Below are 12,858 nucleotides of genomic sequence, written 5' to 3' on the forward strand. Positions count from 1 at the left end.
AATTTTTGTGGCTGAGCAATTAAAAGATTCCAAGGTCTCTCATAATATTGACTTTGGGAGTAATAATATAGGAGCCCAAGGAGCAATGCTTCTGGCTGAACAACTAAAAGATTCCAAGGTCTCTCATACTATTTATCTGGGTATGAATCAAATAGGAGCTCAAGGAGCAATGCTTCTGGCTGAGCAACTAAAAGATTCCAAGGTCTCTCATACTATTAACCTTATGGATAATAATATAGGAGCCAAAGGAGCAATGCTTCTGGCTGTGCAACTAAAAGATTCCAAGGTCTCTCATATTATTGACCTTAGGGATAATAGAATAGGAGACCTAGGAGCAATGTTTCTGGCTGAGCAACTAAAAGGTTCCAAGGTCTCTCATACTATTGACCTTAGGGATAATCAAATAGGAGCCAAAGGAGTAAAGGATCTAGAAAAGATGGTAATAGATAGTAAGTTTCCTTCTAAAGTAGTTTTAAGTGTATATGCATTAGATGAGCTTATGCAATATAATGATGCAATTCTAGCTATTCGGGGACCTAAAAAATTTGAATCAAAGATTCAAGATATATTTGGCACTTCACTTCCAGCACTTAAATCTACAGCTATTCATATTCCTGAAGATGCAATTAGTATAATCGTTCAACATCTTGGACAACAAGAAACAAATCATATTAATCTACAATATTTGCAGGATTTTAGAATAAGAGCTGTTAAATTTTATACAGGAGAAGAAATAACAGCTGCTAGGGCCAATTATACTATCAAGGATACTTTAGCTAAACACAAGCTAGATATGCAAACAAAAGAAGAAAAAACAGTTGCTAGGGCCAATTATACTACTAAAGATACTTTAACTAAACTAGATATAGGAAGAATTGATAAGTTAGCAGCATTGATGTTGTTGACAGAGAATATAGTGAATCTACTGCCAAAAGAAGTAAAGAAGGAAGTGTTAGAACATGTAGATATTAAGTATTTGCAGTATGGAGTGGAAGGAGCATTAGGATTAGGAGGAGCTTATTTAGGATATAAATCAGAAATGGATGAATGGAATCTACCATTAAAAAGAGTAGGAGGGTTCTATTTCAAGGAAGCAATAGTGAATAGCTTAGTAATAAATATGGAAAGCGTAAAAAGGATGGTAGACGAATATACCGAATATACCATATATGAGCATATAGGAGAGAAGGAACAAAATTTAATATGGGAAATGGTGTTAGGAATAGGAATAGGAATATTTTCATCGGCACCAATGTTGACAATGGGGGTAATTAGCTTAGGAGCGGTCAAAAACTATTTGGATATTGAGGAACAAAACATAGGTAAGATAGGAGGAGGTATACTAGGATTAGTGGGTGCTTATTATGCAGGAATAGGAACCTATTATCAATATGTAGCAAGTATGATATGTGCTGCTTATGTTGGTGATATGTTACTTGGTATAAAAGATATAGCAGTACATGGAACGGACTTTATAACTAACTCAGTATTAGAAGAGCATACAGAAGATTTCAATATTAAAGATATGAATCACATAGATATCCACCATAAAATTGAAGACCCTTATACAACTCATTACGATTGTATGCTCTAATGTTAAGAACAATCTCTTTTGCCACCACATACCAACCCTATCTATAACCCAAACTGCAGATAAAAGGTTAGGAAATTATAGTAAATCTTGTCATCATAAAGTGTGTTATTACTGGATTGCCACAGATGCTTGAAGAGCATCTTTGCAATGACTGTTGCTATATATGTCATCACGAAGGAGGAATGTTTGCACTACACACAGTCATCACGAGTGAGAGACAAAGTCTCGACTGAGGTGATCCAGAATTGTTGCTATATTTACGTTTGTTGATAATTTTCCTGGATTGCCACGGATGCTATTGCATCCTCGCAATGACAAGGTTAAGCATTAATCCCGTTGTTTATGGTTATATAACTATCTATTATTATAATAATTTAAAAAATCAAATTGCGGTCATCAATAAATTTTTCAATCTCCACTCATTAGATTTTGCTATTTAAAAATTGCTAAACTTAAAATAATTTTATTCTCTCTATTAGAATGTAACACTGCTTAGTAACAGTCCCGTGATTATTCTTATATATACTGCTTGAATTCAATATAAATTTATCTTAGATTCTAAGCCAAAACGATATTTTAGGTATTAATAAATGGTAAATTTTAGAAATGAATCTGATACAATGGGCAATATGAAAATACCTGCAGATAAATACTGGGGTGCTCAAGCTGAAAGATCTTTGGAGAATTTTAAAATAGGTATTGAAAAAATGCCAAAAGCATTAATTTATGCATTAGCAAAACAAAAGAAAGCTGCAGCACTGTCTAATGAAATAATAGGAAAATTAGATTTTAAAATTTCAAAAGCTATATCAAATGCTGCTGATAAGGTTTTATCAGGTTCTTATGATGATAATTTTCCACTATCTGTTTGGCAAACTGGTTCAGGAACACAAACAAATATGAATATGAATGAGGTGCTTTCAAATTTAGCAATTGAAGAATTAGGTGGTGAAGTTGGAAGTAAAAAACCTGTGCATCCTAATGATCATGTGAATATGAGTCAATCCTCAAATGATACATTCCCAACTGCTATGCATATTGCAGCTGTTACTGAAATAAAATCTAATTTATTACCATCTTTAAGTTATTTTAAAAAGGAATTAAATAATAAAGTAAAAGAATTCAAAGATATAGTAAAAATAGGGAGGACACATCTGCAAGATGCAACACCTATTACTTTATCTCAAGAATTTTCAGGATATTTAGCTCAAGTAGAACTAAATATAGAAAGAATAAACAAGTGCTTGCCAAATTTAAAACAACTTGCCCAGGGAGGTACTGCTGTTGGCACTGGTATTAATTGTAGTAAAGCTTTCATAGATCATTTCATTAAAAATATAAATGAAATAACTGGTTTAGATTTTAAAACTTCTAGCAATAAATTTGAATCACTTGCAAGTTGTGATGCATTAATTGAAGCTAGTGGAGCTCTTAATACTTTAGCTGCTAGTTTAATGAAAATTGCTAATGATATAAGGTTTTTAGCATCTGGTCCTAGGTGTGGATTTGGGGAGTTAATATTACCGGCGAATGAACCAGGTTCTTCAATTATGCCGGGCAAAGTCAATCCAACTCAGTGTGAAGCAATCACTATGGTTGCTGCTCAAGTTATTGGAAACCATACTACAATAACAGTTGCAGGTTCAAATGGTCATTTTGAGTTAAATGTATTTAGGCCAGTTGTAATTTATAATTTTTTACAATCTGTTCAATTATTGTCAGATTCTGTAACAAGCTTTACAAATAAGTGCCTTATTGGTATTAAAGCTAATCATGAAAAAATTGATATGCTGCTCCATCAATCATTGATGTTAATTACTGCGCTTAATCCATATATTGGTTATGATAATGCAGCTAAAATTGCAAAAAATGCATATGAAAAAAATATAACTCTAAAAGAATCTGGAGTATCTCTTGGGTTGATTTCTGCAGAAGATTTCGATAAATGGATTAAACCTGGAGAGATGGTAAAATTAAAAGACTAAGGTTCATGCATAAAAAAAACGTTGACCAAATTTTTCAGATTTTGAGTCAGCAAAGACCAGCTCCAAAAATAGAGTTAGATTTTATTAATAATTTTACTTTATTTGTGGCTGTAGTTCTTTCTGCACAATCCACTGATAAAGGAGTGAATAAGGTTACTCCCAGATTATTTGAGGTGGCAGATGATCCATATAAAATGCTTATGTTAGGTGAAGCAAATTTAAGGGGCTATATAAAAAGTATAGGATTATACAATTCTAAAGCAAAAAATATTATAAATGCTTGTCAAATAATGGTAGATAAACATGATAATCAACTTCCAGATAATTTTGATGACTTATGTGAATTACCAGGTGTAGGAAGAAAAAGTGCAAATGTCTTACTGAATTCATTATTTAATCAACATACAATTGCAGTTGATACACATGTTTTTAGAGTAAGTAACCGATTAGGGCTATGCAAAACAAAAACACCTGATGCAACAGAATTTGCTTTAGTTAAGAAGATACCTAATAAATGGAAGAAATATGCACACCATTGGTTAGTTTTGCATGGTAGATATATTTGCAAAGCAAGGAAGCCAATGTGTAAAGAGTGTATAATTTATGATTTATGTGAATTTGGTGATAAAATTTAAATATCAATATTGATTATATTATTTGCAGTTTTTTGCAACTTATAGTAGACAAAATTTGAAGTATTGAGAAGTGTTACAATATATATAATAAGCAAGAAGTAGGAGGTATAGAGTATGTATATGATGAAGGTGCAATTTACGGAAAGATACTGAAGATATTATGTAAGTCTACTATATTAATTCCAACTCAAATTTTTTTTCCTAAAAAACTTATAAAAGGTGGATATATTTCTAATTATACATGTGAGCCAATAGATAATTTTTTTATAATTGCTTCAAAAAAAGACAAGATTCAATAAAAGAAAGAGATTCCAGTTGTATATCTAAATTAATGACTTTTATTTCAAATGATAATAAACAAGAGTCTTATTATAAACCTGAGCTGTAGATAAGAATTGCTCTATAAAGAACTAGAATGCGACTATACAACAATATTTAGTACAGTTATGAACAACAATATAGTCATTGCGAGAGCACAAAGTGCTCGTGGCAATCCAGAGAAGCTATCAACAAATATAAATGCGATAATAATTGTGGATCACCACAGTCGAGCTAAAGCTCTCCTTCGTTATGACTCTTGAGAGATACTCTTCTTCATGACTACAAGATTTGCTATAAATTTCTTATTTCTTATCTGCAGTTCGGGTTATTATAAATATACTTCAGAGCATTATCAATTTTCATGGTTGATTGATGCTATAATTGCTGCATCTGTTAAGACAATATCAAAAATATATATTGAATCACATTTGCAAACTTTTAAAATTCACTAAATTATATTACTTGGGTTTAGATAATTTACTGATATATAGAGTTTATAGATGATTTAATGATATAACTTATACAAAGAAGATGATTGAAATTAATTAATTCATAATGATAGGGTAGTGAAATTAATAAAAATATATGAAAAATTTAGAAGTTTAGTTTATCATTAATTTTATTAATTGCTTCTTCCAGTTCAACTTTACACATTGCAGCATATTCACCAGCTAATCTTTCAAGAGCATCATTATATATAATTTTTTCACTGTAAGATCTTTCAGATTTTTCAACATTACTATGCAATTCTTTTATAACTTCTGCTATAGCAATTACATTACCTGAGTTTATTTTAGTTTCATATTGCTGAACCCTTTTGCTCCACATACCTTTGTTTAGTTTTATTTTTTTTCCTGATAAAACATCTAGAGCCTTGTTTAAGAATTCATTAGAACAAAGTGGTCTAAGTCCAACTTTAGTAGCTCTGGATTGTGGAATTCTTAAAGTCATATTATTATTTTCAAAGGTAATAACATATACTTTTATCTCGATACCACCATAATTATCTACTTCTTCAGACAATATCTTGCCTACTCCATGTGTGGGATAAACTACAGAATCTCCTATATTAAAACTATATTGTTTTGACATTTTGTCAGCTAATTAGTTTTTGTGAGAGTAAATATAACACTATTAATTATAAAAGTAAAATTTTATAATGTAAAAATTTAAGATTTTGTAACCTATGGTTTATTTAATTTATTAGTTATATTTTAATTAGTTACTAAAATAACTTTACCAATATTTTTTCCGGATTTTATATATTGATGTGCATGTATATAATCTTTAAGAGGAAATATTTTACTTATTAATGGCCTTATAGTTCCTTCAAAAATATAAGGTAGTAGGTTTTTACATGCTTCTTTAAATAGTAATGATTTTTGCTTTTCATTCTTATTTCTAAGTGTAGAGCCAATAATTGTTAAATTTTTCATCAATATTCTTGCAGCGTTGATTTCTGATATCTTGCTATCCATTACAGCAAATAATATAAGCTTCCCATATTTATTTAGTAAGCTTAAATTTTGATCTAAATATTTTCCACCTAATATATCTATGATTAAGTCAATTTTTAGGTTTTTAGATTTTATTTTATCTTTAAATTGATCAAAACTTAATCTTTTGCAATTTGGAAAATTTTTTAAATAATCTAATTTTTTAATATCTCTGGCTGTTGTAAAAACATCCTTACCTTCATTTAAAGCGTATTGGATTGTTAATGAGCATATACCACTTGCACCTCCATGTATTAAAACATTAGAGCAATCTTTGATTTTTCCAATATTATATAAGTTTAGCCAAGTTGTTACAATTGCTTCTGGAATTGCTGCTGCTATGTTATAATCAATATGATTGAGGATAGGGTGAATAAAATTTTCATCAACTTCAACTTCTTCGCTATATCCACCAGAAGTTAATAATGCAAATACTCTTTGACCATTATCATTCCTGATACCTGATACTTCAAGTCCAGGAATACTATTACCATCTGGAGATGTATATTTGCCTTCTAACTGTAAAATATCCACTCTATTTACACCTATTGCTTTAACTTTTATCTTAACTTTCATGAAGATACATTATTAAATTTAACACAGGCTACTTTGGTAATATTATGTTGTAAATAAAATTTATTGAGTTAATTTTATAAATTAAAGTAAATAGTTTTAATGTATATCATTATTAGTGGATGAAGTTATATTAGATATATGGTATCAATAAGCGAAATGTGCTTGTGTAAGGTTAATTAAATAATTGGTATATATAGTATGATACCTATATAATGAATAATTCATATAAGTAAAAAAATATATATAACTAAAGGCAGTATGATTAAAAGAATATTATTACTTATAACCTTGGCTATTTTTATAATAATTTTAGCAGTATTTATTCAAAAACCAGGTTTTTATGTATTAAATAATAAGCAAAATTCTAAATTAACTAAAGATAATTTATCGACCCCTTACAATAGCCATTATACAAAAGATAGCATAGGAATTTATTTAATAAATTTAAAAAGATCTAAAGATAGGTTAAGGACAATTAAGCCTTTGTTAGGGCAGCTAAATATGCCATATACAATTGTACAAGCTGTTGATGGCAATTTTATTCCAAAAGAAAAGATAAATCACCTAGTTGATTTTAAGAATTATAACAAATATTTAGGACATTCTCCTAAATTAGGTACAATAGGTTGTTCAATGTCACATTTTAAAGTCTGGAAGCAGTTTTTAGAATCAAACAATCAATTTGCTTTGGTATTAGAGGATGATATTTCATTTAATCCAAATTTATTTAGAAAGATTATTGATAAATCTTTAAGAATAAGTGAACTATGGGATATTTTGTCCTTTGACATATCCCATGGAGGGCTTCCAATAAAAATTAAAAAAATTATTAATAAATATTCTTTGAATTACTATTTATTTAATATTAGTCATGCTGGAGCATATTTAATTAATAGAGATGCAGCATATAAGCAACTGAAAAGTTCACTTCCTATTAAAATGCCTGTTGATCATTATTTTTTAAGGTCATGGGAATTTGATGTTAAATTTGCAGGTATTGAGCCAAGAATTGTTTATCAAACATTCGGGGATTCAGAAATAAATAATGTAAAGGATACTAAAAATATTAAAGAAAAAAAAGATAAATTACAGAAATTTGTTTTTATAATTAAAACTGAAATTATAAGATTTATATACAATTTGAAAGTAATATTAATGGCGAAGTGGCGATAAAATAATAAAAGATGGTGGAGGCAAACGGATTTGAACCGATGACCCTCTGCTTGCAAAGCAGATGCTCTACCAACTGAGCTATGCCCCCAGACTGGAGCGGGCGAAGGGAGTCGAACCCTCGACCCCAACCTTGGCAAGGTTGTGCTCTACCACTGAGCTACGCCCGCTTTTTACTTAGTTAAGATAAAATATACCTAAAATAATATTAATTGCAAACATATTATTAAATTATATTTTTTATTATATAAAAAATAAAATAATTTGAACTTTTGCTTAAAAATTGTGAATAGTTATGTTTAATAAATTCTTAAAGAATAAATTAATAATATTTTGTTGATTAATAAAAAAATTATAAATATCATAAATAAATTTTATTTAATTTTTAAGAGGGGTTCAAGATGGTGGGATTAACTAGCGATCGAATTGAGGAAATACGTGAAAAAATGGAAGTGTATAAAGGTTCTGGTTTAGATCCAATAAAAGCTATATCTAATTCAGAAGATGGACTTGATTTGTTGAAACATTTTTTGGACACTGAGGGTATAAAACTATTTGAAAGTAATGTCAAAGATAGTAGTCAATATACTATGTTAGAAAAATTATTTGAGTTTTTATACAATATTTTTGGAGCTGAATATAAAATTCATGATGTAAACTCTTTGGATCAAAATGGCCAAGGAGTTTTACATAGTTTATTCGCCTCATCAAATATGCTTAAAGAAGTGGTGGATAGATTTGGCGCTGATATTAATATTCAAAACAAGTATGGTGAAACAGTGCTTATGAAATCTGCATAATATGGTAGAGGCGATTCTGTTGAATACTTAATAAGTGAAGGTGCAGATGTTACTAAAACTAATAATAAAGGTCAAAATTTATTACATATGTTAGCTGAACAGTTTAAAGAGAGAGATATGGAAGGGCAACTACAAACAATTGATATATTGCAAATGAATGGTGATTTGGATAAATTATTGTCACAGAAAGATAACAAAGGAAAAACTCCATTAGATTATGCTCGTGAAAATCAACATTCTGTAGCAAATCAGCTAATTGAAAAATTTACTTTGCTATCTATGACAAAAGGGCCGCACTCAGAGAAAATATTAAGTGAAAATCAAAATAAATCAAAAGATAAAGGAATTTAAATAATATATCAAAGATGATATAAGAAGTTTTGAACTCTTAATATTTAACATTATTTAGCTAGTTAAATACATAATTTTGTTCTTTATATTGATTTATAATTATAAATCAATAAATTTCTTAAATTGATTGTTGCTTTTATAAGTGAAATATACTTTTAACTAAGCTGCAGATTTTTTATTGCGGAAATTTTTAATTCTTTTTTCTATTTCAGGTCTAAAATGTCTCACTAACCCTTGTATAGGCCAAGCTGCAGCATCACCCAATGCACATATAGTATGTCCTTCAATTTGCTTAGTAAGTTCTATTATTGAATCAATTTCTTCAATTTTTGCATCACCTTTTACTAATCTAGTCATGATTCTATAAAGCCATCCAGTGCCTTCTCTGCAAGGTGTGCATTGCCCACATGATTCATGCATGTAGAATTTTGATAAATTTGCAATAGCATCAATAATATCAGTAGATTTATCCATAACAATAACACCAGCTGTTCCAAGAGCTGTATTTGCTTCTTTTAGGCTATCAAAATCCATTAATACGTCTTCACATATTTTTTTTGGAATAACTGGTACTGATGAACCACCTGGGATTACGGCAAGTAAATTATCCCATCCTCCTCTAACACCTCCTGCATGTTTTTCAATCAACTCTTTTAGAGGTATAGACATTGACTCTTCAATATTACAAGGTTTATTAACATGTCCTGATATACAAAAAACCTTTGTTCCAGTATTTTTAGGTCTGCCTATAGATGCAAACCAGTCCGCTCCACGTTTTAGGATTTCAGGTACCACTGCGATTGTCTCTATATTATTAACTGTAGTAGGGCAACCCCATACACCAACAACAGCTGGGAAAGCTGGGGGTTTTAACCTTGGCATTCCTTTTCTGCCTTCTAAACTGTTTAATAATGCTGTTTCTTCTCCGCATATATAAGCACCAGCTCCTCGATGAATATAAATATCGTAATCAACGCCAGTTCCTAAAATATTTTTTCCTAAAAATCCCTTTTCATATGCTTCATCAATGGCTTTTTGTAAGATAACTGACTCATTGTAATACTCGCCTCTAATATAAATATAAGTTGCTTTAGCTCTTATTGCTAGGCCAGATAAAACACTGCCTTCAACAACTCTATGTGGTTCATAACGAATTATATCTCTGTCTTTACAAGTGCCTGGCTCACTTTCATCAGCATTTACAATGAGATAGGACGGCATGCCATTTTTTGCTTCTTTTGGCATAAATGACCATTTCATGCCTGTAGAAAAGCCAGCGCCACCTCTGCCTCTTAAATCAGATTTTTTAACTTCTTCAATAATATCATCTGGGGATTTTTTTAAATTTTCTTTATATTTATGCCAAACACCTCTTTTGATTGAAGATTGAATATCAAACGATAATTTCCCATCTAAATTAGTGAAAATTCTATCACTTTTTTTCAGCATAAATTTTATTTTTAATTATGTCTAGCTTGATCCATTTTAGCACTTTATGAAAATAACAAAAGAAAAAATATTATTTTAATCAAAGTTGTAGATAAGAGTTTAGTTGCAAGAGATAAAAAAGCTATTATATAGGTGCATTTAATACACGTTGAGTTAAAAATATAGTCATTGCGAGAGTATGTTAATGTTCGTGGCAATCCAGGAATATCTCAAAGACATAAGTGAGGCAATAATTCTGGATCACCACAGTCAGAACTTCGCTTTTCTTTCGTGATGACTGTTCAGATATACTCCGCTTCATGATTATAAAATTTGCTATAAATTTCTTACTTCTTATCTGCAGCTTGGGTTAAAATTAATAAAAAAATTCTTCAAGTATTATGTATGCAGATACAAGGTCATCAATTTTATTCCTTTTTTTCCTTTTAATATTTGCTTGCTTCATAAGTGTATTGGCTAAAGAGGTGGTAAATCTTTCATCGACCAGAATGATTGGTAATTTTGTTGAATTAGATAGTAATTTCGTAAATTTATTTATTTGATTGGTGTTTTCTGTGTCAAGCCCATTTAATTTTATAGGATTGCCTATGATTATTCCATTAATACAATTTTTATCTATAAGCTTTAGTAACTCATTAAAATTTTGAGTGATATTTTGCAGAATTTGAAGAGGTGTTACTATTTTAATACTGCTATTATAAATAGCCAAGCCTGATTTTTTAGTACCAAAATCGATGCCTAATACTTTAAAATTTTCTAATTTATTAAGTTTATTTAAAAATTCATCTTTACTTTCAAAAATCATATTAGTAAAAAGATATTATGTAGTATTGATTAATATATATTATAATGGATATAAGTAAATCTGAAGTTGAAAAGATAATAAAGTTATCAAGCATCTCATGTAGTGAAAAAGAATTAGCAATTTATATTGGTGATATGTGTAAAATTGTTGATTTATTTGATAAGTTAAAAGATGTAGATACAGAAGGGGTTAAACCAATGTATAATGTTATTGAAGATAATTTAAGATTAAAAGAAGACGAGGTAATTGATAAAAATTCTAGGGATGATGTTTTAAAAAATGTGCCAAAAAGTAAATATGGGTTTTATGTTGTTCCAAAAATTATAGAATAATGATATATGCAGTATCATATATTATTAATTGATGATGATGAAGAAATAGGTCAGCTTTTATCTGAGTATTTGAATAAAAATAATTATATTGTAAGCATAGCTAATAATACTGTTATGGCAGATGAATTGTTAGATATATTTAAATTTGATTTAATTATATTAGATGTTCTAATGCCTAATGAAACAGGGATAGAGTTTTTAAAGAGGAAATTTTTTAATACTCCTGTTATAATGTTGACAGCTCTGGCAGATGTGGATGATAGGATAAATGGGTTAGAAAGTGGTGCTGAAGATTATATTGCTAAGCCATTTGAACCAAAAGAACTGCTTATTAGGATTGAAAAAATAATCTCAAGATTTAAAAAAGAATCAAGTGTTGAAACAAAAGTAAAATTTGGAAATTTTGAATTTGATTTAGAAAATAAAAATTTATCATCTGATGGTAAGTTAATATCCTTAACTACTAGTCAAAGGGACTTATTAAATATTTTTACTAAGAATATTAATATTGTTATTTCAAGAGAGGAATTAGCTAAGCAATTAAATAATATCAACGCTAGAACTATTGATACTCAAATTACTAGGCTTAGGACTAAAATAGAAAAAAATCCTAAATCACCAGAATTTCTTCAAACAATTAGAAATCAAGGGTATGTTTTATGGGGGTAGGGGGGTATTTTATTTACAATTTAATAGTCTGTGGATTTTAAAGTAGGTATAAATGCTACCAAATAATCTCTATATAATATATAAAAATAAAGACTAAAGAAACAAATAACTAAAATCAGATGAATATATCTAACACTAAAAATATTGAAGAGTTAATTAAAAATTATAAGGCACTAGACTTGAGAGAAATGGTATATAAAGATCAGATGTTGGAATTTATTTATAATTCAGAGAATCACTTTAGTAGATCTAATAAATTAGGTTATTTTACTGCATCTGCATTTATTATGAATAAAAATATGTCGAAATTTTTGTTGATGCATCACAAAAAATTAAATAGATGGTTCCAGCTTGGCGGACATTGTGATGGAGATAATGATGTAATAAGGTAAGCGCTAAAATAAGGGCATCTAGGCAAGAATAAAAATAAGTGGTAGAACAAAAGCCTAAAAAAATAGAGGCTAATGATGCTATTAGAAAAAAAGAAAAAAAGAATAAGTAATGAAAAATGGAAAGAGCTAGTAGAAGAATATAAAAAAAAGTAATGTAAGTAAATATGAATTTTGTAAGCAAAAGAATGTGCCGAGAAGTACATTTTATAAATGGCACAGAATTCTTGTAGGAAATAAAAGAAATACAGTAAAAAATAAATTTATACCAATAAGAGTGAAAGAA

The 12,858-nt window shown here is 29.2% G+C and carries 14 protein-coding genes, 2 tRNA genes and 1 pseudogene; 11 read left to right on the forward strand and 6 right to left on the reverse strand.

All coding sequences use genetic code 11. The annotated features are described in order from the left end of the window. From EIC27_RS02580 to EIC27_RS06985, 4 genes are all read left to right on the forward strand, one after another. Nucleotides 1-1,594, forward strand: a 1,594-nt coding sequence (locus tag EIC27_RS02580; protein WP_205702318.1) for a leucine-rich repeat domain-containing protein, incomplete at its 5' end; no start/stop codon positions are given. A 590-nt stretch (nt 1,595-2,184) separates the two neighbouring features. After that, entirely contained in the window at nt 2,185-3,579 is a 1,395-nt protein-coding gene (gene fumC / locus EIC27_RS02585; protein WP_126044592.1) for a class II fumarate hydratase, read from the forward strand. A 5-nt stretch (nt 3,580-3,584) separates the two neighbouring features. Beyond that, nucleotides 3,585-4,214, forward strand: a complete 630-nt coding sequence (gene nth, locus EIC27_RS02590; RefSeq protein WP_126044593.1) for an endonuclease III — start codon at nt 3,585-3,587, stop codon at nt 4,212-4,214. 596 nt (nt 4,215-4,810) lie between these two features. Then, nucleotides 4,811-4,987 (forward strand): hypothetical protein, encoded by a 177-nt coding sequence (locus EIC27_RS06985; RefSeq protein WP_154663841.1) that lies wholly within the window; start codon nt 4,811-4,813, stop codon nt 4,985-4,987. 142 nt (nt 4,988-5,129) lie between these two features. Here EIC27_RS06985 and EIC27_RS02595 read toward each other — a convergent pair whose 3' ends face one another. After that, a complete protein-coding gene (locus EIC27_RS02595) occupies nt 5,130-5,627 on the reverse strand; it encodes a CarD family transcriptional regulator (protein WP_126044594.1) in 498 nt (165 codons plus the stop codon). Nucleotides 5,628-5,749: 122 nt separating this feature from the next. Next, the gene (locus EIC27_RS02600; protein ID WP_126044595.1) at nt 5,750-6,607 is read right to left on the reverse strand and encodes a zinc-binding dehydrogenase; all 858 of its coding nucleotides are present in this window, start codon (nt 6,605-6,607) and stop codon (nt 5,750-5,752) included. A gap of 258 nt (nt 6,608-6,865) precedes the next feature. On the opposite strand from EIC27_RS02600, the gene EIC27_RS02605 reads away from it, so the two are divergent. Next, the gene (locus EIC27_RS02605; protein WP_126044596.1) at nt 6,866-7,780 is read left to right on the forward strand and encodes a glycosyltransferase family 25 protein; all 915 of its coding nucleotides are present in this window, start codon (nt 6,866-6,868) and stop codon (nt 7,778-7,780) included. A gap of 12 nt (nt 7,781-7,792) precedes the next feature. Here EIC27_RS02605 and EIC27_RS02610 read toward each other — a convergent pair. Both EIC27_RS02610 and EIC27_RS02615 read right to left on the reverse strand, forming a co-directional pair. Beyond that, a tRNA-Ala gene (locus EIC27_RS02610) sits at nt 7,793-7,868 on the reverse strand. Nucleotides 7,869-7,872: 4 nt separating this feature from the next. Continuing rightward, a tRNA-Gly gene (locus EIC27_RS02615) sits at nt 7,873-7,947 on the reverse strand. 231 nt (nt 7,948-8,178) lie between these two features. On the opposite strand from EIC27_RS02615, the gene EIC27_RS02620 reads away from it, so the two are divergent. Then, nucleotides 8,179-8,577, forward strand: coding sequence for a hypothetical protein (locus EIC27_RS02620; RefSeq protein WP_126044597.1), 399 nt, complete (start codon nt 8,179-8,181; stop codon nt 8,575-8,577). Between the two features lie 21 nt (nt 8,578-8,598). After that, nucleotides 8,599-8,928, forward strand: a pseudogene (locus EIC27_RS02625) (hypothetical protein); the annotation flags it as partial. 159 nt (nt 8,929-9,087) lie between these two features. Here the strand turns inward: EIC27_RS02625 and nuoF are convergent. Continuing rightward, nucleotides 9,088-10,377 (reverse strand): NADH-quinone oxidoreductase subunit NuoF, encoded by a 1,290-nt coding sequence (nuoF, locus tag EIC27_RS02630; RefSeq protein WP_126044599.1) that lies wholly within the window; start codon nt 10,375-10,377, stop codon nt 9,088-9,090. A 355-nt stretch (nt 10,378-10,732) separates the two neighbouring features. Next, the gene (ruvX, locus tag EIC27_RS02635; protein ID WP_126044600.1) at nt 10,733-11,182 is read right to left on the reverse strand and encodes a Holliday junction resolvase RuvX; all 450 of its coding nucleotides are present in this window, start codon (nt 11,180-11,182) and stop codon (nt 10,733-10,735) included. Between the two features lie 44 nt (nt 11,183-11,226). Here ruvX and gatC point away from each other — a divergent pair, with 44 nt between their 5' ends. The 4 genes from gatC to tnpA form a co-directional block, all read left to right on the forward strand. Then, entirely contained in the window at nt 11,227-11,514 is a 288-nt protein-coding gene (gene gatC / locus EIC27_RS02640; RefSeq protein WP_126044601.1) for an Asp-tRNA(Asn)/Glu-tRNA(Gln) amidotransferase subunit GatC, read from the forward strand. A 6-nt stretch (nt 11,515-11,520) separates the two neighbouring features. Continuing rightward, the gene (locus EIC27_RS02645) at nt 11,521-12,183 is read left to right on the forward strand and encodes a response regulator transcription factor (protein WP_126044602.1); all 663 of its coding nucleotides are present in this window, start codon (nt 11,521-11,523) and stop codon (nt 12,181-12,183) included. A gap of 119 nt (nt 12,184-12,302) precedes the next feature. After that, nucleotides 12,303-12,575 (forward strand): NUDIX hydrolase, encoded by a 273-nt coding sequence (locus EIC27_RS02650; RefSeq protein WP_126044603.1) that lies wholly within the window; start codon nt 12,303-12,305, stop codon nt 12,573-12,575. Between the two features lie 139 nt (nt 12,576-12,714). Beyond that, nucleotides 12,715-12,858, forward strand: a 144-nt coding sequence (gene tnpA, locus EIC27_RS08115) for an IS66 family insertion sequence element accessory protein TnpA (protein WP_410519455.1), incomplete at its 3' end; no start/stop codon positions are given.

Source organism: Candidatus Aquarickettsia rohweri (genome assembly GCF_003953955.1).
GTDB lineage: Bacteria > Pseudomonadota > Alphaproteobacteria > Rickettsiales > Midichloriaceae > Aquirickettsia > Aquirickettsia rohweri.